Here is a 23,108-nt window from a genome sequence, read left to right as displayed (position 1 = left end):
CGCCAGGCGGCCCCGTAGCGAAGGCCGGAGGGGCGATGGAGAGCATGCTGGACAGGCCCGAGCAGGAACTCGTGCTGGTGGTGGACGACACCCCGGACAACCTGCTGCTGATGCGCGAGCTGCTCGAGGAGCAGTACCGCGTGCGCACCGCCGGCAGCGGCCCGGCCGGGCTGCGGGCGGCCGTCGAAGAGCCGCGCCCGGACCTGATCCTGCTCGATGTGAACATGCCGGGCATGGACGGCTACGAGGTCTGCCGACGGCTCAAGGCCGATCCGCTGACCCGCGACATCCCGTTGATGTTCCTCACTGCCCGCGCCGATCGCGACGACGAGCAACAGGGCCTGGCCCTGGGCGCGGTGGATTACCTGGGCAAGCCGGTGAGCCCGCCGATCGTCCTGGCGCGGGTGCGTACCCATCTGCAATTGAAGGCCAATGCCGATTTCCTGCGCGACAAGAGCGAATACCTGGAACTCGAAGTGCGCCGTCGCACGCGCCAGCTGCAACAGTTGCAGGACGCCGTCATCGAAGCCCTGGCGACCCTTGGCGATCTTCGCGACAACCCGCGCAGCCGCCATCTTCCGCGTATCGAGCGCTATGTCAGGCTGCTCGCCGAGCGCCTGGCGGCGCAGCGGGCGTTCGCCGACGAGCTGACTCCGGAGGCTGTCGACCTGCTGAGCAAGTCGGCGCTTTTGCATGACATCGGCAAGGTCGCGGTGCCCGACCGGGTCCTGCTCAACCCCGGGCAACTGTACGCTGCCGACACCGCCCTGCTACAGGGCCATACCCGCGCCGGGCGCGACGCCCTGGCCAGCGCCGAGCGGCGGCTCGGCCAGCCTTCCGGATTCCTCCGCTTCGCCCGGCAGATCGCCTACAGTCATCACGAACGCTGGGATGGCCGGGGCTTTCCGGAAGGCCTTGCGGGCGAGCGGATTCCCCTGGCGGCGCGGATCGTCGCCCTGGCCGACCGCTACGATGAACTGACCAGCCGGCACGCCTACCGGCCGCCGCTGGCGCATGCCGAGGCGGTGCTGCTGATCCAGGCCGGCGCCGGCAGTGAATTCGACCCACGGCTGGTGGAGGCCTTCGTCGCCGTGGCCGACGCTTTCGCCGAGGTTGCCCGGCGCTACGCCGACAGCGCCGAGGCGCTGGACGTGGAGATGCAGCGGCTGGAACAGGCGGTGGCGGAAAGCATCGAACTCACCGCGCCACCGGCCTAGTACGCCGATCGGTGCGCAGTCCGGCGGAAAGCCGGCGCGTCCGGCTGTGCTCGGCACGGCGTTTGCCGTATAACGTCAGACCCTTTGCCTTACACATTGGCCTCGAGGAACCGCGTAGCACCGATGAAGACACCCAGACGCCTGGAACCATTGATCGAAGACGGTCTGATCGACGAGGTCGTGCGCCCGCTGATGAGCGGCAAGGAAGCCTCGGTCTATGTGGTGCGTTGCGGCGACAGCCTGCGTTGCGCCAAGGTCTACAAGGAAGCCAACAAGCGCAGCTTCCGCCAGGCCGCCGAGTACCAGGAGGGCCGCAAGGTCCGCAACAGCCGCCAGGCGCGGGCCATGGCCAAGGGCTCGAAGTATGGCCGCCGCGAACAGGAGGAAGCCTGGCAGAATGCCGAAGTGGCGGCCCTGTTCCGTCTCGCCGGGGCCGGTGTGCGGGTGCCGAAGCCCTATGATTTCCTCGATGGCGTGTTGCTGATGGAACTGGTGGCGGACGCCGACGGCGATGCTGCGCCGCGTCTCAACGACGTGACGCTGGAGCCCGACGAGGCACGGCGCCACCACGCTTTCCTGATCCGCCAGATCGTCGCCATGCTCTGCGCCGGCCTGGTGCACGGCGACCTCTCCGAGTTCAACGTCCTGCTCGGTCCGGATGGCCCGGTGATCATCGACTTGCCGCAGGCGGTCGACGCGGCCGGCAACAACCATGCGTTCAGCATGCTCGAACGCGACGTCGGCAACATGGCCGCCTACTTCGGCCGCTTCGCCCCGGAACTCAGGCAGACCCGCTATGCCAAGGAAATGTGGGCGCTCTACGAAGCCGGCGAGCTGACAGCGGAAACCCCGCTCAGCGGCACCTTCGTCGAAGCCGAAGAGGCCGCCGACGTGCGCGCGGTGCTCCGCGAGATCGAGGCCGCGCAGCGCGAGGAGGCGCGTCGCCAGGCGCTGCGCCAGGCCGACGACGCGCCGCGTGGCGAGCGCGAGGAACCGCCGCCGCCCTGGTTGCAGTGAGCGGCTGGCGGATGTTTTTTCCCGCCAACTGTATCGCGACCCTTGCGCACGCAACTGCTAGCGTGGCCTGAAGTTTTCCGGAGGCCGCCATGCCTGTTGCACATATCCTGCTCGCCCTGCTGGTGACCCTGATCTGGGGTCTGAACTTCGTCGTGATCAAGGTCGGCCTCGGCGACTTCCCGCCGCTGCTGTTCTGCGCCCTGCGCTTCGCCCTGGCGGCGCTGCCGCTGCTGGTCCTGCGCGGGCCGATGCCGGCGCCGTTCGGACGCATCCTGCTGATCGGCGTGCTCCTCGGGGTGGTCAAGTTCGGCCTGCTGTTCGTCGGCATGGCCCAGGGCATGCCGGCCGGGCTGTCGTCGCTGGTGCTGCAGAGCCAGGTATTCTTCACCATCCTCATCGCCGCCCTATGGCTGGGCGAGCGGCCGTCGCCGCGCGGGTTGTTCGGCCTCCTGCTGGCGGCGGCGGGGCTGGTCCTGATCGGCCTGGAACGGCCGCTGGGAGACAGCCTGCTGGCATTCCTGCTGGTGGTCGCCGCAGCGCTGGCCTGGTCCTTCGCCAATATCGCCACCAAGCGTTCCGGGGCCACCGACATGCTGCGCCTGATCTGCTGGGTCAGCCTGGTCCCGCCGTTGCCGCTGCTGGCGCTTTCCTATCTATTCGAAGGTCCGCAAGCCATCGAGCGCGCAGTGCTGAACATGAGCTGGGGCGGCTTCGGCGCGCTGCTCTACATCGCCTTCGGCGCGACCACGGTGGGCTTCGCCATCTGGAGTTTCCTCCTGCGCCACTACCCGGCCAGCCTGGTGACCCCGTTCGCCCTGGCGGTGCCGGTGTCGGGCATGCTCGCCGGCTGGCTGCTGCTCGGCGAACGCCTCGACCTGGACAGCCTGCTGGCCTGCGCGCTGGTGTTCGTCGGGCTGGCCATCACCCTGTTGCCGGCCAGCCTGCTGCGACGCTTCGCCTGGCCGGTGCGGCGGTTGGGATGAAAACGGCGGAAGACATCCTCGCGCTGATCGCCGCCGATTCCTCGCGCCTGCATCTGCTCCGCGTGCTGCGCGAGGTCGGCCCGGAGGGCGCCTGGATCGGCGCCGGCTTCGTGCGCAACGCGGTATGGGACCATCTGCATGGCTACGGCGAAGCCACGCCGCTGGCGGACATCGACGTACTTCATTTCGCCCCGCGGGCCCTCGACCCGCAGGCCGACGCCGACTTCGAGGCCGCGTTGCGCCGTCGCTGCGAGGCACCCTGGTCGGTGAAGAACCAGGCGCGCATGCACCTGCGCAACGGCGACCGGCCCTACCGGGATTGCGCCGATGCGCTGTGCCACTGGGCGGAAACGTGCACGGCGGTGGCGCTGCGGCTCGTCGGCGAACGCCTGGAGCTACTGGCACCGCTGGGCGTCGACGACCTGCTGGCGCTGAAGGTGCGGCCCACCGCGCATTTCGCCGGCAAGCCGGAGGTCTACCGGCGGCGCCTGCGGGAGAAGAACTGGACGGCGCGCTGGCCGCTGCTAGATATCAGTGGCAGCAGCCAGACGCCAGGTCCTTGAGGATCGGGCAGTCGGGGCGGTGGTCGCCCTGGCAGTGCTCGACCAGGTCCTGCAGGGTGTCGCGCAGGGTGCTGAGCTCCTCGATCTTGCGATTCAGCTCGCGCACGTGCTGCGCCGCCAGGGCCTTGACGTCGGCACTGGCACGCTGGCGATCCTGCCAGAGGGTGAGCAGCTTGCCGACTTCGTCGAGGGAGAAACCGAGGTCCCGCGAACGGCGGATGAACGCCAGGGTATGCAGGTCGTTCTCGTTGTAGTGGCGGTAGCCGCTGGCGCTGCGTCCGGCTGGGCGGAGCAGCTCGATGGACTCGTAGTAACGGATCATCTTCGGCGTCAGTCCGCTTTTCTTCGCCGCTTCACCGATGTTCATCCGGGTCTCCTGGGAGGTTGCGAAGCCGCTAGCCTATCCCTTTCCCGGCCAATGCGCAGGCTATCAGATATGTGACCGCCCGCTGTCCGGACCTCTGGCCGGCGGCCGCGTCGCGTCCGGCTGGGTCTTCGGCAGGAACACCTGCACTTCCAGCCCTTTGCCCTCCAGTCCCTTGCCCAGGCCGATACTGCCGAAGTGCAGTTCGACGATGCGCTTGACGATCGGCAGGCCCAGGCCGCTGCCCTCGCCGCTGCTGGTGGCGGGGCTGCGGTAGAAGCGGGTGAAGATCGCCTGCTGCTCTTCCAGGGCGACCCCGGGGCCGTTGTCGCGCACCCGCAGCACGGCGTGCTGGGCGCGATTCTCGACGCGGATCTCGACCTGGCCCCCGGCCGGTGTGTAGCGCAGGGCGTTGCCCACCAGGTTGCCGACCATCGCCTTCAGCCACAGGTCGATGCCCATCACGTGCACGGTCTCCTGGTGCAACGACAGCTCGATGTCCTTGTCGATGGCCTGGCGCGCCAGTTCGGAGAGTACGTCTTCGGCCAGGGTGGCGAGGTTGACCGGGTGGAATTGCTCCAGCAGGGCGTCGCCGTCGAGGCGGGCGAGAAGCAGGATCTGCTCCATCAAGGTGCTGATCCGCTCGACGCTGCGACTGACTTGCAGCAGGCCGCGGGCGTGGGCCTTGGGGTCTTCCGAACGCAACGCGACCTGGGCATGGGTGCGCAGGCTGGCCAGCGGCGTGCGGATCTCATGGGCGGCGTCGCTGGTCAGTCGGCGTTCGGCCTCGAGGGCGGTGCGCAGGCGCTCCAGCAGGAGGTTGAGTTCGTCGATGAGGCCGCGGATCTCCAGCGGCACCGCCTCCACCGCGATCGGCTGCAGGTGTCGCGCGGAGCGCTGCTGGACCTCGGCCTGCACTTCGCGTAGCGGCGCCAGGCCGCGGGCAACGCCGAACCAGACCAGGCCGCCGAGCAACGGCAGCGCCAGCAGCAGCGGGAACAGCGAATAGAACAGCAGCAGGTTCATGGTGTGCTGGCGGTAGATCAGGTTTTCGCTGATCCAGATCTGGAAGCCGTCGATGTTCAGCTGGAGCACCCGCCAGTGGGTGCCCTGGGCTTCCACGGTGCTGAAGCCGGGGCCCTGGGCCGTGATCTCCGGCGGCAGGTTGAGGCTCGACAGCAGCGGCTGGCCGTCGCGCCACAGGGCGTAGCCGAGGGCGCTTTCGCGGCGCAGCAGGGGCAGACCCTGGATCGCTTCGCGGCTGCGTTCGATGATCTCGGTGATGGAGCCGTCCTCGCCGGCCTGGTCTTCGGTGGCAAGGTCGAGCAGGCGCAGGGCGGCTTCGCCGAAGTCCACCATGTCGTCGTCGAACAGGCGGTTCACCTGCTTCAGCGAGAGGTGGTAGGTCAGCGCCGCCACGCTCAGCCAGCACAGCACGAAGCCGACCAGCAGGTTGACCAGCAGGCGCCGGCGGACGGAGGGGACGGCGGCACGGGACATCGGGGGACTCCGGTAGGCGGTTTTCAGGGCGCCGGCTGGTCGATGCCGTAGCCGATGCCGCGGACGGTGCGGATCAACTGGTTGCCGAGCTTGCGCCGCAGGTGGTGGACGTGGACTTCGATGGCGTTGCTCTCGACGTCGCCGCTCCAGCCGTAGAGGCTCTGCTCCAGTTGGTTGCGCGAGAGCACCTTGCCGCTGTTCTCCAGCAGCAGGCGCAGCAGTGCGTATTCGCGCGGCGCCAGTTCCACCGCCTGCCCGGACAGGGTCACTTGGTGGGTCGCCGGGTCCAGGCGCAGCTCGCCGTGCACCAGTTGCGGCAGGGCGCGACCGGTGGTGCGGCGGGTCAGGGCGCGCACCCGTGCCTGCAGTTCGTCGAGATCGAAGGGCTTGGTCAGGTAGTCGTCGGCACCGCTGTCGAGCCCGGCGACCCGGTCGGCCACCTTGTCCCGCGCGGTGAGCAGCAGCACCGGGGTGAGCCGGCCCTGGTGGCGCAGGTTACGCAGGATGTCCAGGCCGCTGCGGCGCGGCAGTCCGATGTCGAGCACCAGCAGGTCGAACTCGTCGGTGACCAGCGCGTTCTCCGCGGCCACGCCGTCGGTCACCCATTCCACGGTATCGCCTTCCAGGCGCAGCCCGGCGCGGATGCCGTCGCCGAGCAGCAGGTCGTCCTCGGCCAGCAGTATTCTCATGGCAGCCTCGTTTCAGTGATTCCACAATTCCCACAGGCTCAGGCCGGCCTCCAGCAGGAGGATGGCGACGATCAGCCATTCGACCCGCAGTTCGCCCCGGAAGTAGCGGTATTCGCCGAGGCGGTCGGCGGCCAGTTCGTAGAGGTCCTGCAGCACTTCGATGCGGTCGTCCAGGGTCGCCAGGCGATCGTGCACTTCGGCCTGCATGGCCAGTTCGTTGTAGAGCCGGCGCACAGCGCCGTTCAGTTGCAGCGGCGGCTTCTCCAGGTGCGACTCCAGGCGGGCATAGGCCATGCGCCAGAGTGTAGTGCGTCGCACCTGCCGGTTCACATGTTCCTGGCGCCGCAGGGCGGCACGGCGCGGTAGCTGGGTCAGTTCGACATCGGCCTGGGCCGGTTCCCAGGCCGCCGCGGTCTCGCCTTCCAGGCGGCGCAGGTGACCTTCGTGCCAGGCGAAGACGGCCAGGCCTTCGAGCAGCTCCCGGCAGCGCTCGGGGTTGCCGATGACCAGCGCGCGGCCGGGGCGCCACAGCACCCGCTCGCCGAACGAGGGCGCTTCCAGGGTCGGCTGGCGCTCGTCCTCGCCGGCGGCCATCCAGGCTTCCAGGCGCTGGCGCCAGGCGTGCCCGGTCTGTAGCCCGGCGTTGGCGAAGATCACCAGCAGCTCGTCGTCGACGGCGGTCTCCGGCAGTTCCGCGTCTTCGCTCAGCTCGATGCGTTGCGCCAGGACGGCCAGCGCCGGCTGCGGATCGCGCAGGGTGGCCAGTAGCGGCAGGCCGCCGCCGTCCGCGGCGGAGCGGAAGCGTACCCGGTGCAGCAGGCAGGGCGCGCCGTTGACGGCCAGCGGTACGCTGGCCAGGGGAGCGGCGGACATCTTCAGGTCCTCGCCAGGGCCGGCAATTGTGCCGGGCCGAACTCGATCTCCTCGATATCCGGCGGTGCGACGAAGGGTACGCCGTCTTCCAGTACCGGTCCCGGTTGGGCGAGCAGGAAGCGGGTTTCCCGGTCCATCACGAAGCAGGCCTTGAGGTAGTCGCCGTCGAGGTGGTCGAGCCACAGCGGGCCGAGCTTGCGTTCGATGCGTCGGTCGATGTCCTCGGCCTGCCAGTGGTTCGTGTCGAGCCAGTCGGAAGCCAGCAGGAAGCCCCAGGAGGAGAGGAACGAGGGCACCGTGGCGCGGTAGCTGTGGACCTGGGAGAAGACACTGCGCAGGGTGCGGGCGAGGGCCGCGTGGGGCTTGTCGTCGCTGTGGGAGAACTCCAGCCCCTGCACCGCGACCACCCCGCCCGGTCGCAGGCGCGAATGCAGCAGCTCGTAGAACTGGCGGGTATAGAGAGCCTGGGCCGGGCCGTTGTCGAGCATGTCGACGACGTCGATGATGACCACGTCATAGAGCGACGGGTCGCGCTCGAGATAGGCCCGGCCGTCCTCGGCGAGCAGTTCGCAGCGTGGGTCGTCGAAGGCGCCCTGGTGCCACTGGAACAGGTGTTCGCGACACAGTTCCACCAACTCCCGGTCGAGATCGACCATCACCGCCCGCCGCACGCTGGCATGGGACAGCACCTCGCGCAGGGTGGCGCCTTCGCCGCCGCCGATGATCAGTACGTCGCGCGGCTCGTCGTGGGCGAGCATGGCCGGCTGCACCAGCAGCTCGTGGTACAGCGACTCATCGCTCTCGGCGCTCTGGATCGCGCCGTCGAGCATCAGCACGCGGTCGTAGTTGTAGGTGTCGGCGATCAGCACGTTCTGCCAGCGCGTGCGGCCCTGGTAGAGCACCCGGCGCAGGCGGTAGACGTACTGGTCGAAGGGGTCGCTGTCCTCGATCGCGGTGATCGCGCCGTCGCCTTCCAGCAGCGGGTCCGGCGGATAGAAATAGAAGTGGTTCGGCGGCAGCGGCGGCAGCCCGGCGGCGACCTCCGCCGGCACCAGGCCGGTGAGGTCGACGGCGTAACGGGCCTGGCTCAGGTCGGGAGCCAGCGGGGCGCGTTCGATCGGCGTATCCATCAGGCCACCCCCGTGCCCTGGCCCAGCGCCCAGCGCAGGGTCGGGCTGTCTTCGTCGACCGGGCCATTGCCGGCCAGGCTGCGGCTGAGCAGCCCCAGGCGATGGCCGCCGAGGCCGCGGTCCATGCTCGAGATCAGGTGCCGACGGCTGCCCAGGCGTTCGCTGAGCACGCGCACGGCCTGGGCGCCATCGAGCACGTCGCCGCAGGTGAACACGTCGACCGCGGCATAGCCGTACTCCGGCCAGGTATGGATCGCCAGGTGCGATTCGGCGATCACCACCACGCCGGAGATGCCGATCGGGCTGAACTTGTGGAACGCCGAGGTGATGATGGTGGCGTTGGCCTGGCGGGCGGCCTCGAGCATGCTTTCCTCGATCCACTGGATATCGTCGAAGCGCTGGTCGACGCAGTCGAACAGCTCGATGACCAGTTGCTTGCCGAGCACGGTGATCGGATCGAGTCGCAACGGTTGAATTGCCATGAAGGCCTCCTGCTTCCGTTTCGGCGAGGGATGTCCTCGCGGTGGAAGGCACGATAGGCGCGGCTGACTTAAGAGGTGCTTAACGACGGATTTTTTGCCCGACCCGGCGCGGGCCGACGACGCCGGAGCAGCCATTTCGCCTGACGTAGGGCGAATAGCGCCAGCGGCGCTATCCGCCGCTTCTGCGGAGCATGGCCCGGCGGATAACCGCGAGTGGTTATTCGCCCTACCGAGGCGCGCCCTTCGCCTGCGTCACCCGGTCCACCAGGTAGACCACCCCGCGGTAGTCGATCCCGCCGTGCTCGCTGAGGCCGATCTCGCAGGTACGGCTGGTGGATACGCCTTCCTCGCAGAACTGCACGGCATCCTTCAGGTTGCGCAGGGAGTGAGCGTTCAGTTCCGGCGTGGTGAAGCCCTTGTCGCCGGCGAAGCCGCAGCAGTGAATGCCTTCCGGGATCACCACCTCGCGGGTGCAGCGGCCGACCAGGTCGATCAGCGCCTGGCTCTCGCCGAGGTGCTGGGTGCTGCAGGTGACGTGCACCGCTACCGGTTTGTCCTGCGGGATGAACTCCAGGCGATCGAGCAGGTGACTGCGGATGAATTTCACCGGGTCGTGGATCTGCAGCCGCGGATCGTCCAGACCCTGGACCAGGCGCAGGGTGCAGGGGCTGGTGTCGCAGTAGATCGGGTCGAGGCCGCCGCGGCTGGCCTGGAGCAGGGCGGCGAGCAGCTCGTCGCGCTTGTCGTCGGCCTGCTTCGCATACCCCTTGGACGCGAACGGCTGGCCGCAGCAGAGGTTGTCCAGGTTATCCGGGAACACCACCTGGTAGCCGGCCTTTTCCAGTAGACGGCGGGTCTTGTCCAGCAGCGGCTCGCGCTCTTCGTCGCCGAAGGCCGGGCCCATGGCACGCGAGACGCAGGCGGCGAGATAGACCACCCTCGGCCGCTCGTCGTCGAGCGGGGCGGGCGGCGGCGCCAGGCGTACCGGCTGCGGCAGCGCCGGCGTACATTGCGGCACGCGGCCGCCGCTGGCCTGGCTGAGGCCGCGGCTGGCCCTGGCCAGCAGGGGCGCGCCAAGCAGGCGCCGGGCGCCGTCGGCAGCGAGCAGGGCGAAGCGCGCAGCGCGCATGGCTCCGGCAAAGTTGCGCGCCAGCCAGGTGGCGCCACCAGCGTGGCGGGCGTCGGCGCCGCGCAGCTTGCGGATCAGCTCGCCGGTGTTGATGTTCACAGGACAGCGCTGGGCGCATAGGCCGGTGGCGGCGCAGGTGTCGATGCCCTGGTAGCGGTAGTCGCGCTCCAGCTCGGTGGTGTCGACGCCGGCGCGCTTCTTCGCCTGGATGTCGCGCCACAGGACGATGCGCTGGCGTGGCGTGAGGGTCAGTCCGCGCGACGGGCAGACCGGTTCGCAGAAGCCGCACTCGATGCACTTGTCGACGATCTCGTCGGCGGCCGGCAGCGGCTTGAGGTTCTTCATGTGGCTCTGCGGGTCGTCGCTGAGGACCACACCCGGGTTGAGGATGCCGCGCGGGTCGAGCAGGCGCTTGAGCTGCCACATCAAGCGATAGGCGTCCTCGCCCCACTCCAGTTCGACGAACGGCGCCATGTTGCGCCCGGTGCCATGCTCGGCTTTCAGCGAGCCGCCGTACTCCACCGCCACCAGGTGCGCCACGTCGTCCATGAACGCCGAGTAGCGGGCGATCTGCTCGGGCGAGTCGAAGCCCTGGGTGAAGACGAAGTGCAGGTTGCCCTCCAGCGCGTGGCCGAAGAGGATCGCCTCATCGTAGCGGTGCTTGTCGAACAGCTCGATCAGGCGGTTGACTCCCTCGGCCAGTCGTTCGACGGGGAAGGTGACGTCCTCGATGATCACCGTGGTGCCGGTCTCGCGCACCGCGCCGACAGCCGGGAAGGTGTCCTTGCGGATGCGCCAGAGCTGGTTGTAGACCGCCGGGTCTTCGCTGAAGTCGACCTGCTTCTCCAGCGGATATTCGGCGATGGAGGCCATGATCCGCCCGAGCTGTTCGTGCAGCAGCGTGCGGCTCGCCGCGCGGGACTCGATGAGCAGGGCGCAGGCACCGGCGGAAAGGCTCTTCACCCATTCCGGCATGCCCTGCATGTTCTCCACCGAGCGCAGGCTGCGCCGATCGAGCAGTTCCACCGCCGAGACCGGCTGGCGCTTGAGCACCGCGACCGCCGTGCAGCAGGTTTCCACCGTGGGGAAAACCAGCAGCGCCGAGGCCTTGTGCGGGTGTTCCGGGACGGTGTCGTAGGTCACCGCGCTGATGAAGCCGAGGGTGCCCTCGGAGCCGACCATCAGGTGGGTGAGGATGTCCAGCGGCTCGTCGTAGTCGACCAGCGCGTTCAGCGACAGGCCGGTGGTGTTCTTCAGCCGGTACTTGTGGCGGATCTTCGCGGCCAGTTCGGCGTTGGCGCGGGTCTCGCGGCCGAGTTCGGCGAGCCGTTCCAGCAGCTCGCCGTGGCTGGCGCGGAAGGCCGCGACGCTGGCCGGGTCCTCGCTGTCCAGGCGGGTGCCGTCGGCCAGCAGCAGGCGCAGGCCGGCAAGGGTGTGGTAGCTGTTCTGCGCGGTGCCGCAGCACATGCCGCTGGCGTTGTTGGCGACGATGCCGCCGATCTTGCAGGCGTTGATCGAGGCCGGGTCGGGACCGATCTTGCGGCCGAACGGCGCCAGCCAGGCGTTCGCCTGGGCGCCGATGACACCCGGCTGCAGGCGGATCTGCGCGCCGTCGGCGCGGATTTCCCGGCCGTTCCAGTTGTCGCCGAGGACGAGCAGCACCGAGTCGCTGATGGCCTGGCCGGAGAGGCTGGTGCCGGCGGCGCGGAAGGTCACCGGGACCTGCTCGCGGTAGGCGGCGGATAGGATCGCGGCGACCTCGTCCTCGCTTTCGACGCGCAGCACCAGCTTGGGAATCAACCGGTAGAAACTGGCGTCGGTGCCGAAGGCCAGGGTCGACAGCGGGTCGTCGAAGCGGCGTTCGCGCGGTATCAGCCGCTCGACGGTCTCGAGAAAGGGAATCGGCAGGCTCATCGGCTTTCCTCGGCCCTGGGACGACGGTCACGCCCCGGGCGTTTTCAGGCTTTTCTGGCGGGCGTCTCAGGCGCCCAGTTCGCGGACCAGCGAGTCGGCGCTGATCTCGCCGATCGACTTGGCCCCGGTGAGGACCATGGCCACGCGCATTTCCTTTTCGATCAGTTCGAGCAGGTTGCGCACCCCGGCCTCGCCGGCGGCGGCCAGGGCGTAGACGAAGGCGCGGCCGAGCAGCACGCTGTCGGCGCCGAGGGCGATCATCCGCACCACGTCGAGACCGGTGCGGATGCCGGAGTCGGCAAGGATCGCCAGTTCGCCCTTCACCGCGTCGGCGATCGCCGGCAGCGCGCGGGCGCTGGACAGCACGCCATCGAGCTGGCGGCCGCCGTGGTTGGAGACGACGATGCCGTCGGCGCCGAACTTCACCGCATCCCTGGCATCCTCGGGGTCGAGGATGCCCTTGATCACCATCGGGCCGTCCCAGAACTCGCGGATCCACTCCAGGTCCTTCCAGGAAATCGACGGGTCGAAGTTGGCGCCCAGCCAGCCGATGTAGTCCTCCAGTCCGGTCGGGTTGCCGCGGTAGGCGGAAATGTTGCCGAGGTCGTGGGGCTTGCCCAGCAGGCCGACGTCCCAGGCCCAGGCCGGGTGGGTCATGGCTTGCAGGATGCGGCGCGGCGCGGCGTAGGGGCCGCTCATGCCGGAATGGGCGTCGCGGTAGCGGGCGCCGGGGACCGGCATGTCGACGGTGAACACCAGGGTGGTGACGCCGGCGGCCTTGGCCCGCTCCAGGGCGTTGCGCATGAAGCCGCGGTCCTTCAGCACGTAGAGCTGGAACCACATCGGCCGGTCGATGGCCGGGGCGACCTCCTCGATCGGGCACACCGATACCGTCGACAGGGTGAAGGGCACGCCCTTCGCCGCCGCCGCGCGTGCCGCCTGGACTTCACCGCGGCGGGCGTACATGCCGGTGAGACCGACCGGGGCGAGCGCCACCGGCATCGCCAGGGTCTCGTTGAACAGGCGGGTTTCCAGGCTCAGCTCGGACATGTTCTTCAGCACCCGCTGACGCAGGGCGATGGCCGACAGGTCCTCGACGTTGCGACGCAAGGTGTACTCGGCGTAGGCGCCGCCGTCGATGTAGTGGAAGAGGAACGGCGGCAGCTTGCGTTGGGCGGCGGCGCGGTAGTCGGTGGAAGCGGAAATGATCATTGGGCTCTTCCGTTGTGTCGAAAGGTTTTGCATCGAGCGCAGTGGAGCGGGACACGGCGGAAATGGCCAAGGGAGCCGGGCCTACGATCGTAGGCGAGTCTCCCCCGGGCCATTTCCTGCGCAGTATCGCCGACGCGCGGCCGATCAGGGCGCGGTCAGTGCACCAGCATGCCGGTGAATAGGTATGCCTGGGCCAGGGTGATCAGTCCGACCAGCGCGGCGAAGATCAGGCTGTGCTTCAGGGTGAAGCGGAACAGGTCGGATTCCTTGCCGACCATCCCGGTCGCGGCACAGGCCACGGCGATGGATTGCGGGGAGATCATCTTGCCGGTCACGCCGCCGCTGGTATTGGCGGCCACCAGCAGGGTGTCGCTGACTCCGATCTGGTGCGCGGTGGTCGACTGCAGGGAGCTGAACAGGGCGTTGGAGGACGTATCCGAACCGGTCAGGAATACCCCCAGCCAGCCGAGGAACGGCGAGAAGAACGGGAACGCCGCGCCGGTACCGGCCAGGACCAGGGCCAGGGTGGTGGACATGCCCGAGTAGTTGGTGACGAAGGCGAAGGCCAGGACCATGCCGATGGACAGGATCGGCCACTTCAGCTCCACCAGGACTTCCTTGAAAGTGGTAATACCAATTTTCGCTCCGATGCGCAGAATGAACATCGATACCAGCGCCGAGAGGAAGATCGCCGTGCCGGTGGCGGAGATCGGGTCGAACTTGAATACCGCCGCGATCGGCGTGGCGCTGGTGGCGATCGGCGCGCCCTTGACCACCAGTTGGTCGAGGTGCGGGATGGCGAAGTTGAACACCAGCCAGTAGAGCTCGCCGCCCGGGGCGAACAGGGCCTTGAAAGGTTTCAGGGTCCAGATGGTCACCAGTACGGTGAGCACCAGGAACGGCGACCAGGCCTTGAGGATCTCGCCGAAGCTGTAGGCGGACGGTTCGACGCTGCGTTGCCCGCCGAAGCCGCCACCGGCCACGGCCGCGCCTCCGCCTGCGGCGAGCGCTTCGCTGGCGCCCTGCGGCTGCCAGACCTTGAGGAACAGGGTCAGGGAGACCAGGCTGACCAGTGCCGAGGTGATGTCCGGCAACTCCGGGCCGATGAAGTTGGACGTCAGGTACTGGGTGATGGCGAAGCTGCCGCCGGCGACGATGGCGGCCGGCCAGGTTTCGCGGATGCCGCGCCAGCCGTCCATCATGAACACCAGCCAGAACGGTACCAGGATCGACAGGAACGGCAGTTGGCGGCCGGTCATGGCGCCGATCTTGAAGGCGTCGATGCCGGTCACCTGGCCGGCGACGATGATCGGGATGCCCAGTGCGCCGAAGGCCACCGGCGCAGTGTTGGCGATCAGGCACAGGCCGGCGGCGTAGAGCGGATTGAAGCCAAGGCCGACGAGCAGGGCGGCGGTGATCGCCACCGGCGCGCCGAAACCGGCGGCGCCTTCGAGGAAGGCGCCGAAGGAGAAGCCGATCAGCAGTACCTGCAGGCGCTGGTCGCCGGTAATCGACAGCACCGAGCTGCGGATCACCTCGAACTGGCCGCTCTTCACCGTCAGTTTGTAGAGGAAGACCGCGGCGACGATGATCCAGGCGATCGGCCAGAGACCGTAGAGGAAGCCGTAGCCGGCGGCGGCGAAGGCCATGTCGGCGGGCATGTGGAAGGCGAAGATGGCCACCGCGATGGCCAGCGCCAGGGTGATGCTGCCGGCGATGTGGCCCTTGAGGCGGAATACCGCCAGGGCGAGGAAGAAGAACACGATCGGGATGACGGCCGCGGCGGCCGACAGGCCGAGACTGCCCAGGGGGGTATAGAGTTGTTGCCAGGCTTGCATGGGGGTTGGCTCCCTAATTGTTGTTGGGTTTGCCTGTGACCAGATCGGATACGCGCCAAGACCTGTGTGTGCAAGGGCGCTGGGCAGCCGAACCTGGCAAAGCTCGCATAATTGGTAAGACCAATTTACAAAAGCGAGCGCTCAGGTTAAGAGTCGAGCGTTCGGCGTGTCAATTTGCCCGTCTACGACTTTTGTCTAAGGATGCTCGTGCGGGGCTCGTGGCGCCTCGCTTGTGGTGCGGGGAGCGGCTCGGTACGCTTCCTCTCTTTTTCGCGCTGGGCGCATGGCAGAGGCTTTGCGACGAAACTTCGGGTAAGGGTGTCGGGATATGGAATTTGGTCAGGTCAGGCAGCGCCGTCTGTCGGATGACATCGTTGCGCAACTGGAGGCGATGATCCTGGAGGGCACGCTGAAGTCCGGCGAGCGGCTGCCCGCCGAGCGCGTGCTTGCCGAGCAGTTCGGGGTTTCCCGGCCGTCGCTGCGCGAGGCGATCCAGAAACTGGTGGCGAAGGGGCTGCTGGTCAGCCGCCAGGGTGGCGGCAACTATGTGACCGAATCGCTGGGCGCGACTTTCAGCGATCCGCTGCTGCACCTGCTGGAAGGTAACCCGGAGGCCCAGCGCGACCTGCTGGAGTTTCGCCACACGCTGGAAGGGTCCTGTGCCTACTACGCGGCGCTGCGTGCGACCTCCCTCGATCACCAGCGCCTGACCGAGGCCTTCGAGGCGCTCCAGGCCTGCTATGCGCGCAACGACCAGGTCAGCGCGGAAGAGGGTGCCGCCGACGCGCGCTTCCACCTGGCGATCGCCGAGGCCAGCCACAACACCGTGCTGCTGCACACCATCAAGGGCCTGTTCGACTTGCTGCGGCGCAACGTGGTGACCAATATCGGCGGGATGTACGCGCAGCGCACGGAAACCCGCGCGCAACTGATGGAGCAGCACCAGCGCCTATACGACGCGATCATCAGCGGTCAGGCGGAGCTGGCCCGGGAGGTGTCCAACCAGCACATCCACTATGTGCAGGAGGTCCTGGCGGAGGTCCAGGAAGAGGCGCGCAGGATGAAGCGCTCGCAGCGCCGGCGCAGCGTGCAGGAAGACTAGCGAGGCGCGGGCAGGGACGCGCTCAGTCGTCCTTGCCGTGGCGCATGGCGCGCTGGATCTCCCGATCGGAGTCGCGCTCCTTCTCGGTGTGGCGCTTGTCGAAGTCCTTCTTGCCCTTGGCCAGGGCGATCTCGCACTTGACCAGGTGCTTCTTCCAGTACATCGACAGGGCGACGCAGGCGTAGCCCTTCTGTTGCACGGCGCCGAACAGCTTGCCCAGTTCGCGCTTGTGCAGCAGCAGCTTGCGCGTGCGCACCGGGTCGGCGATCACGTGCGTGCTGGCGGTGGTCAGGGGCGTGATGTGGCTGCCGAGCAGCCAGGCCTCGCCATCCTTGAGCAGCACGTAGCTGTCGACCAGCTGGGCCTTGCCGGCGCGCAGGCTTTTCACTTCCCAGCCCGCCAGGGCGACGCCCGCCTCGAAGCGTTGTTCGATGAAATAGTCGTGCAGAGCCTTCTTGTTCTGCGCGATGGTCCCCGAAGGGTGTTTCTTCTGCTTAGCCATAGGCGGCGCATTATAGGGAGTCGCCGGCTTCACCGCTATGGGGCGGCGTCGCGCTTGAGGGATAGAGGTGAATTTCGGACAATGCCCACTCTTTTCCTGGCCGCTGGCCAAGGTTTTGTAAGAAAAGTCTTCAAGTGGCGTCAGGCTGCGCTGAGCGTTTTTTCTGCCGAACCCTGGCCCCGGTCGACGGGCGCAGCGCGCCGCCGTGGCGGATGCCGCCGTCCCGCCGGCTATGCTTGGGGAGTCGCCCGCTCGACAGCAGAAGTGAGAGTTCTATGAGCACCCATATCCAGCGTTCGGCGCTGTTGCCTTATCCCGCCCGCGCGCTGTTCGATCTGGTGAACGACGTGAAGCGCTATCCGGAGTTCCTGCCCTGGTGTTCGGCCAGCCAGGTCCTGGAGGAGAGCGAAAGCCTGATGCGCGCCGAGCTGACCGTGGCCAAGGGTAGCCTCAGCCAGCGCTTCACCACCCGCAACGTGTTGGTGCCGGGAGCTTCCATCGAGATGAACCTGGAAAACGGACCGTTCACCGAACTGCATGGCGTCTGGCAGTTCAAGGCGCTGGGCGAGAAGGCCTGCAAGATCACCCTCGACCTGACCTTCGATTACGCCGGGCCGCTGGTCAAGGCGACCCTCGGGCCGCTGTTCACCCAGGCCGCCAACACCATGGTCGACGCGTTCTGCCAGCGCGCCAAGCAACTCTATGGCTGAGATCGCCGTCGAGGTGGTCTACGCGCTGCCGGAGCGACAGGCGTTACTGCGCCTGAGCGTGCCGGCAGGTACCAGCGCACGCGAGGCCGTGCTGCTCTCCGGCATCGGCGAGGCCTTTCCAGGGCTGGATGTGCAAGGTTGCCCGCTGGGTATCTTCGGCAAGCTCCTGGCACGCCCGGAGGAGCGGATGCTGGAGGCTGGCGAGCGGGTGGAGATCTACCGTCCGCTGATCGCCGATCCCAAGGAGGTGCGCAAGCAGCGTGCCGCACGTGCCCGGAGCGAGCGCGAAGGCGGTTAGCCGCGGGGTTTCCTGCGGAAATGAAAAAGCCCGGCGAATGCCGGGCTTTTTCGTGGAACGCCAGCCGTCATTGCGGGCTGGGATCCAGAGGTTCGGGAGTCGGAACCGGTACCGGCTGGGCTTCGTCCACTTCGCGCTGGAGCTGTTCCAGGGTGGAGCCCGGTTTCGGCGGCTCTTCTTTCTGCGCTTCCGGTTTCTGCTGGTCGGCCGGCTGGGTGACGGTGGTGCTGCCTTCCTTGCCGAGGATCGCTTCGTCGCGGCTGACGCCGGGCATGAAGTCGCCGTTCAGGCCGGCCAGCTGGTCGCTGTCGTTGAAGAACAGGCTGACGCGCTCCTGCTGGCGACGACCGCCGCCCGGCTGGATGCTGTAGAGGTAGTCCCAACGATTGGCGTGGAAGGTATCGACGATGAGCGGGTTGCCCATGATAAACCGCACTTGGCGTCGGGTCATTCCGGGACGCAACTGGTCTATCATGTCCTGCGTTACGACGTTGCCTTGCTGGATGTCGATTTTATAGACGCCAGGAAACGAGCAACCGGCGAGTGCGGCAAGCCCCGCGAAAGCGAGACAGGTCAGCATGAGCTTGGCGTTTTGCATCGGTGAGCGACTTCCACTATCTTGGCTGGGCAAATAAAAGCCCGATCATACCCGTATTCCGGGATACTGCGAAACATCCCGCGCTGAGAAAGCAGACATGGTTGAAAATAGCGAACTTCGAAAAGCCGGCCTTAAAGTGACCCTGCCGCGGGTCAAGATCCTGCAGATGCTCGACTCGGCCGAGCAACGCCACATGAGCGCCGAAGACGTGTACAAGGCGCTGATGGAAGCAGGCGAGGACGTGGGCCTGGCAACCGTCTATCGGGTGCTGACCCAGTTCGAGGCCGCCGGCCTGGTGGTGCGTCACAACTTCGATGGCGGCCATGCCGTGTTCGAGCTCGCCGATAGCGGCCACCACGACCACATGGTCTGCGTCGATACCGGCGAGGTGATCGAGTTCATGGATGCGGAAATCGAGAAGCGCCAGAAGGAAATCGTCCGCGAGCGCGGCTTCGAGCTGGTCGATCACAATCTGGTGCTCTACGTGCGCAAGAAGAAGTAGTCGCGCAACGGTTCCATGCGAAAACGGCGACCCTGGGGTCGCCGTTTTCATTTTCCATTGAAGGAACGTTCAGTTCTGGGCGGCCAGGTTGACCAGTTTCTTCGCGTGGGCCAGGGATTCCTTGGTCAGGTCGACGCCGCCGAGCATGCGGGCGATCTCCTCGATCCGCTGGGCCTTGTTCAGGGTGGCGACCGCCGTACGGGTTTCGCTGCTGCCGCGTTCCTTGTGCACGAACAGGTGCTGGTGGCCCTGGGCGGCGACCTGCGGCAAGTGGGTCACGGTGAGGACCTGGCCGCGTTCGCCGAGGCGGCGCAGCAACTGTCCGACCACTTCGGCGGTGGGGCCGCCGATGCCGACGTCGACTTCGTCGAAGACCAGGGTGGGGATGCGCGAGGTCTGTGCCGTGATCACCTGGATCGCCAGGCTGATCCGCGACAGTTCGCCGCCCGAGGCGACCTTGGCCAGCCCTTTCAGCGGCTGCCCGGGGTTGGCGCTGACCAGGAACTCCACGCTTTCCAGTCCGTTGGCCTGCGGCTCGGCGCTGTCGCCGGGATGCAGGACGATGGCGAAGCGCCCCCCGGGCATGCCCAGGCGCTGCATCTCCTGCTCCACGCTGGCGGCAAGAGGTGCGGCCGCGGCCTGGCGCAGGCGGCTCAGTTCTTCGGCTTTTTCCTGGTAATGCCGGGCGTAGGCGGCCAGCTCGTCGCCCAGGCGTCCGACCGCTTCGTCGTCGGCGTTCAGCGCCTCCAGTTCGTCGAACAGGCGCTGCTGCAGGTCGGCCAGTTCGGCGGGCTGGACCCGGTGCTTGCGCGCCAGGGAGTAAATGACGTCCAGGCGCTCCTCGACCTGCTGCTGGCGATTGGGATCGGCATCGAAGTGGTCGACGAAGCGGTTCAGTTCGCCGATCGCCTCCTCGACCTGGATCTGCGCGCTGGACAACAGGTTGACCGCTTCGCCGAGAGCGGCGGGCTGGCCGCTGAACGAGGTCAGGCGGTTGAGGCTGGCATTGAGCGCGGAAAGGACGTTGCCGGCATCGCTCTCGCTGCACATTTCCACGACTTGGCGGCAGGCGGCGAGCAGGCTTTCGGCGTTGCTCAGGGTCTTCTGCTCCTGCTCCAGGCTTTCCAGTTCGTTTTCGCCGAGGGACAGGTTTTCCAGTTCTTCCAGCTGGTAGCTGAGCAACTGGTGGCGGGCGCGCTGTTCGTCGCCGCTACGCGACAGGCGTTCGAGTTCCTGGCTGGTCTGCTTCCAGCGTTGCGCGGCGAGCTGCACCTGGCGCGCCAGCTCCTGGCAGCCGGCGTACTCGTCGAGCAGGCGCCGGTGGGTCTCGCTCTTCAGCAGCGACTGGTGCTCGTGCTGGCTATGGATGTCGATCAGCAGTTCGCCCAGGCTCTTCAGGTCGCCCAGCGGGCAAGGCGTGCCGTTGATGTAGGCACGCGAGCGACCTTCGGCAGTGATCACCCGGCGCAGGATGCACGGACCGTCCTGTTCCAGGTCGCGCTCGGCGAGCCAGTCGCGGGCCTCGGCGATGGCACTGACGTCGAAGCTGGCGAGAATGTCGGCCTTGTCCGCTCCGGGACGTACCGCGCCGCTGTCGGCGCGGTCGCCGAGGGTAAGGCCGAGGGCGTCGAGCATGATCGACTTGCCCGCACCGGTTTCGCCGGTGATCACGCTCATGCCGGTAGCGAGTTCGAGATCCAGGTGCTCGACGATGGCGTAGTTGTGAACGGACAGGTGAACCAGCATGGCGGGCGGCTCCGTGGGTTTTGTCTGGTTATTTATACAGTATTTTTTCCGGCTGGCAATTGCCGCTCGCCCCTTGAACCGTGGAAAGCCGTCCCCATATAGCCGGCAACGTTGCGAACTTATGCGTTCGCCTTGTATTTGCCAGCTTATTTTTGAAGGAGAGTGGCATGGCTGACGAACAGCAGACCCTGGATCAACAGACCCCCGAGCAGCCCACCGGCGCCGCCGAGGACCTGACCGCCCGCGTGCAGGAACTGGAGGAGCAGCTGGCTGCCGCCCAGGACCAGGCGCTGCGCATGGTCGCGGATCTGCAGAACGTACGCCGGCGTGCGGAGCAGGATGTCGAGAAGGCGCACAAGTTCGCGCTGGAGAAATTCGCCGGCGACCTGCTGGCGGTGGTCGACACCCTCGAGCGCGGCCTGGAGATGTCCGATCCCAACGACGAGGCGATCAAGCCGATGCGCGAAGGCATGGAACTGACCCTGAAGATGTTCGACGACACCCTGCGCCGCTACCAGGTGGAGGCGCTGAACCCGGAAGGCGAGCCTTTCAACCCCGAGCAGCACCAGGCGATGGCCATGCAGGAAAGCGCTTCGGCCGAGCCGGGCAGTGTCCTCAAGGTGTTCCAGAAAGGCTACCTGCTCAACGGCCGCCTGCTGCGTCCGGCGATGGTGGTAGTCAGCAAGGCGCCGGCGGAAACCCCGCCGTCCATCGACGAGCAGGCTTGAAATTCGACGCGACGACCCCATCTGGGTAGTCAACCGAGCACGAGACCCACGGGCGGGTCGCACGGAATCAAAGTTTCTGGAGAGTGAATATGGGCAAAATCATTGGCATCGACCTGGGTACCACCAACTCCTGCGTGGCTATCCTGGAGAACGGTAACGTCAAGGTCATCGAGAACGCCGAGGGCGCGCGTACCACCCCCTCGATCATCGCCTACACCAACGATGGCGAAACCCTGGTGGGCCAGCCGGCCAAGCGCCAGGCGGTCACCAACCCGCAGAACACCCTGTATGCGGTGAAGCGCCTGATCGGCCGTCGCTTCGAAGAGAACGTGGTTCAGAAAGACATCCAGATGGTGCCGTACAGCATCGTCAAGGCCGACAACGGCGACGCCTGGGTGGAAGTGAAGGGCCAGAAGATGGCGCCTCCGCAGATTTCCGCCGAAGTGCTGAAGAAAATGAAGAAGACCGCCGAAGACTACCTCGGCGAGCCGGTCACCGAAGCGGTGATCACCGTTCCGGCCTACTTCAACGACAGCCAGCGCCAGGCCACCAAGGACGCCGGCCGCATCGCCGGCCTCGACGTCAAGCGGATCATCAACGAGCCGACCGCGGCGGCGCTGGCCTATGGCCTGGACAAGGCCAAGGGCGACCACACCGTGATCGTCTATGACCTGGGCGGCGGTACCTTCGACGTGTCGGTGATCGAGATCGCCGAAGTCGACGGCGAGCACCAGTTCGAAGTGCTGGCCACCAACGGCGACACCTTCCTCGGCGGCGAAGACTTCGACATCCGCCTGATCGACTACCTCGTCGACGAGTTCAAGAAGGAAAGCGGCATCAACCTGAAGGGCGACCCGCTGGCCATGCAGCGTCTGAAGGAAGCGGCCGAGAAAGCCAAGATCGAGCTGTCCTCGACCCAGCAGACCGACGTCAACCTGCCGTATGTGACTGCCGACGCGAGCGGTCCGAAGCACCTGAACGTCAAGGTTTCCCGCGCCAAGCTGGAGTCCCTGGTCGAAGACCTGGTGCAGCGCACCATCGAGCCGTGCCGCACCGCGCTGAAGGATGCCGGCCTGGATGTTTCCGATATCCATGAAGTGATCCTGGTCGGCGGCCAGACCCGCATGCCGCTGGTACAGAAGACCGTTGCCGAGTTCTTCGGCAAGGAAGCGCGCAAGGACGTCAACCCGGACGAAGCCGTGGCTGTCGGTGCCGCCATCCAGGGCGCGGTCCTGGCCGGCGACGTGAAGGACGTGCTGCTGCTCGACGTGACTCCGCTGACCCTCGGCATCGAGACCCTGGGCGGCGTGATGACCGGTCTGATCGAGAAGAACACCACCATCCCGACCAAGAAGTCGCAGGTGTTCTCCACCGCCGACGACAACCAGGGCGCGGTGACCATCCACGTGCTGCAGGGCGAGCGCAAGCAGGCCGCGCAGAACAAGTCGCTGGGCAAGTTCGACCTGGCCGACATTCCGCCGGCTCCGCGCGGCGTGCCGCAGATCGAGGTGACCTTCGATATCGATGCCAACGGCATCCTGCACGTCTCGGCGAAGGACAAGGCCACCGGCAAGCAGCAGTCCATCGTGATCAAGGCATCCTCCGGCCTGTCCGAGGATGAGATCCAGCAGATGGTCCGCGATGCCGAGGCGAACGCCGAGGAGGACCGCAAGTTCGAGGAACTGGCTGCCGCTCGCAACCAGGGCGACGCGCTGGTTCACGCGACCCGCAAGATGATCACCGAGGCGGGCGACAAGGCCACCGCCGAGGACAAGGCGACCATCGAGAAGGCGCTGGGCGAGCTGGAAGCGGCGGTGAAGGGCGACGACAAGGCCGAGATCGAGGCCAAGATGAACGCTCTGTCCCAGGCTTCCACCCCGCTGGCGCAGAAGATGTACGCCGAACAGGCCCAGCAGGGCGAAGACGCTCCCCAGGGCGAGCAGGCGAAAGCCGCTGACGACGTGGTGGACGCCGAGTTCGAAGAGGTCAAGGACAACAAGTAAGCCCCGGC

22 protein-coding genes are annotated in these 23,108 nt (G+C 67.0%); 10 read left to right on the top strand and 12 right to left on the bottom strand.

The features are described 5' to 3' along the window. Positions 1-35: 35 nt before the first annotated feature. The 4 genes from LE197_RS23720 to LE197_RS23705 all read left to right on the top strand — a co-directional run bounded on the left by LE197_RS23720 (position 36) and on the right by LE197_RS23705 (position 3,780). Positions 36-1,217, top strand: a complete 1,182-nt coding sequence (locus LE197_RS23720; protein WP_196752249.1) for a cyclic di-GMP phosphodiesterase — start codon at positions 36-38, stop codon at positions 1,215-1,217. Between the two features lie 123 nt (positions 1,218-1,340). After that, positions 1,341-2,234 carry a PA4780 family RIO1-like protein kinase gene (locus LE197_RS23715; RefSeq protein ID WP_003095255.1) on the top strand — a complete coding sequence of 298 codons (894 nt, stop codon included), beginning with the start codon at positions 1,341-1,343 and terminating at the stop codon, positions 2,232-2,234. Between the two features lie 89 nt (positions 2,235-2,323). Then, positions 2,324-3,217 carry an EamA family transporter gene (locus LE197_RS23710; protein ID WP_003161352.1) on the top strand — a complete coding sequence of 298 codons (894 nt, stop codon included), beginning with the start codon at positions 2,324-2,326 and terminating at the stop codon, positions 3,215-3,217. Further along, the gene (locus LE197_RS23705; RefSeq protein WP_003102238.1) at positions 3,214-3,780 is read left to right on the top strand and encodes a nucleotidyltransferase family protein; all 567 of its coding nucleotides are present in this window, start codon (positions 3,214-3,216) and stop codon (positions 3,778-3,780) included. Before LE197_RS23710 ends, LE197_RS23705 begins: the two co-directional genes overlap by 4 nt. Here the strand turns inward: LE197_RS23705 and cueR are convergent. The 9 genes from cueR to LE197_RS23660 form a co-directional block, all read right to left on the bottom strand. Next, on the bottom strand, positions 3,749-4,147 hold the full coding sequence (cueR, locus tag LE197_RS23700) for a Cu(I)-responsive transcriptional regulator (protein WP_003095248.1): 399 nt from the start codon (positions 4,145-4,147) through the stop codon (positions 3,749-3,751). The two genes, LE197_RS23705 and cueR, sit on opposite strands and share 32 nt — an antisense overlap. A gap of 63 nt (positions 4,148-4,210) precedes the next feature. Next, entirely contained in the window at positions 4,211-5,644 is a 1,434-nt protein-coding gene (gene pmrB, locus LE197_RS23695; protein ID WP_003102237.1) for a two-component system sensor histidine kinase PmrB, read from the bottom strand. Positions 5,645-5,667: 23 nt separating this feature from the next. Continuing rightward, entirely contained in the window at positions 5,668-6,333 is a 666-nt protein-coding gene (gene pmrA / locus LE197_RS23690; RefSeq protein WP_003095244.1) for a two-component system response regulator PrmA, read from the bottom strand. Positions 6,334-6,345: 12 nt separating this feature from the next. Then, positions 6,346-7,206: a hypothetical protein gene (locus tag LE197_RS23685; RefSeq protein WP_003102235.1), complete on the bottom strand. Its 861-nt coding sequence runs from the start codon at positions 7,204-7,206 to the stop codon at positions 6,346-6,348. A gap of 2 nt (positions 7,207-7,208) precedes the next feature. Further along, positions 7,209-8,336, bottom strand: a complete 1,128-nt coding sequence (locus LE197_RS23680) for a fused MFS/spermidine synthase (protein ID WP_003102234.1) — start codon at positions 8,334-8,336, stop codon at positions 7,209-7,211. Then, positions 8,336-8,818 carry an adenosylmethionine decarboxylase gene (gene speD, locus LE197_RS23675; protein ID WP_003095236.1) on the bottom strand — a complete coding sequence of 161 codons (483 nt, stop codon included), beginning with the start codon at positions 8,816-8,818 and terminating at the stop codon, positions 8,336-8,338. The genes LE197_RS23680 and speD overlap by 1 nt, the downstream gene beginning before the upstream one ends. A gap of 226 nt (positions 8,819-9,044) precedes the next feature. Continuing rightward, positions 9,045-11,861: an FAD-binding and (Fe-S)-binding domain-containing protein gene (locus tag LE197_RS23670; RefSeq protein WP_023108800.1), complete on the bottom strand. Its 2,817-nt coding sequence runs from the start codon at positions 11,859-11,861 to the stop codon at positions 9,045-9,047. Between the two features lie 66 nt (positions 11,862-11,927). Continuing rightward, entirely contained in the window at positions 11,928-13,073 is a 1,146-nt protein-coding gene (lldD, locus tag LE197_RS23665) for an FMN-dependent L-lactate dehydrogenase LldD (protein ID WP_003095228.1), read from the bottom strand. A 155-nt stretch (positions 13,074-13,228) separates the two neighbouring features. Continuing rightward, positions 13,229-14,911, bottom strand: coding sequence for a lactate permease LctP family transporter (locus tag LE197_RS23660; RefSeq protein ID WP_015647996.1), 1,683 nt, complete (start codon positions 14,909-14,911; stop codon positions 13,229-13,231). 328 nt (positions 14,912-15,239) lie between these two features. Between LE197_RS23660 and LE197_RS23655 the strand changes: the two genes are divergently transcribed. After that, positions 15,240-16,013, top strand: a complete 774-nt coding sequence (locus tag LE197_RS23655; RefSeq protein ID WP_003095221.1) for an FCD domain-containing protein — start codon at positions 15,240-15,242, stop codon at positions 16,011-16,013. Between the two features lie 22 nt (positions 16,014-16,035). Here the strand turns inward: LE197_RS23655 and smpB are convergent, their stop codons facing one another. Then, positions 16,036-16,515, bottom strand: a complete 480-nt coding sequence (gene smpB, locus LE197_RS23650; protein WP_003100496.1) for an SsrA-binding protein SmpB — start codon at positions 16,513-16,515, stop codon at positions 16,036-16,038. Positions 16,516-16,790: 275 nt separating this feature from the next. Here smpB and LE197_RS23645 point away from each other — a divergent pair, with 275 nt between their 5' ends. Both LE197_RS23645 and LE197_RS23640 read left to right on the top strand, forming a co-directional pair. Further along, positions 16,791-17,225: a type II toxin-antitoxin system RatA family toxin gene (locus LE197_RS23645; protein ID WP_003100497.1), complete on the top strand. Its 435-nt coding sequence runs from the start codon at positions 16,791-16,793 to the stop codon at positions 17,223-17,225. Further along, positions 17,218-17,523 carry an RnfH family protein gene (locus LE197_RS23640; protein ID WP_003100502.1) on the top strand — a complete coding sequence of 102 codons (306 nt, stop codon included), beginning with the start codon at positions 17,218-17,220 and terminating at the stop codon, positions 17,521-17,523. Before LE197_RS23645 ends, LE197_RS23640 begins: the two co-directional genes overlap by 8 nt. 67 nt (positions 17,524-17,590) lie before the next feature. Here the strand turns inward: LE197_RS23640 and LE197_RS23635 are convergent, their stop codons facing one another. Next, on the bottom strand, positions 17,591-18,121 hold the full coding sequence (locus LE197_RS23635) for an outer membrane protein assembly factor BamE (RefSeq protein ID WP_003113904.1): 531 nt from the start codon (positions 18,119-18,121) through the stop codon (positions 17,591-17,593). Positions 18,122-18,218: 97 nt separating this feature from the next. Here LE197_RS23635 and fur point away from each other — a divergent pair, with 97 nt between their 5' ends. Further along, entirely contained in the window at positions 18,219-18,623 is a 405-nt protein-coding gene (gene fur / locus LE197_RS23630) for a ferric iron uptake transcriptional regulator (RefSeq protein ID WP_003095216.1), read from the top strand. 69 nt (positions 18,624-18,692) lie between these two features. On the opposite strand, the gene recN is transcribed toward fur, so the two are convergent. Beyond that, complete coding sequence (gene recN, locus LE197_RS23625) at positions 18,693-20,369, bottom strand: DNA repair protein RecN (RefSeq protein WP_003100507.1); 1,677 nt, start codon at positions 20,367-20,369, stop codon at positions 18,693-18,695. Positions 20,370-20,536: 167 nt separating this feature from the next. Between recN and grpE the strand changes: the two genes are divergently transcribed. Next, positions 20,537-21,097, top strand: a complete 561-nt coding sequence (gene grpE / locus LE197_RS23620; protein WP_003095213.1) for a nucleotide exchange factor GrpE — start codon at positions 20,537-20,539, stop codon at positions 21,095-21,097. 89 nt (positions 21,098-21,186) lie between these two features. Continuing rightward, on the top strand, positions 21,187-23,100 hold the full coding sequence (dnaK, locus tag LE197_RS23615; RefSeq protein WP_003095212.1) for a molecular chaperone DnaK: 1,914 nt from the start codon (positions 21,187-21,189) through the stop codon (positions 23,098-23,100). Positions 23,101-23,108 lie beyond the last annotated feature (8 nt).

Source organism: Pseudomonas sp. PS1(2021), assembly GCF_020405165.1.
In the GTDB taxonomy this organism is placed as follows: Bacteria; Pseudomonadota; Gammaproteobacteria; order Pseudomonadales; family Pseudomonadaceae; genus Pseudomonas; species Pseudomonas aeruginosa.
This window is presented reverse-complemented; position numbering and strand designations above follow the sequence as displayed.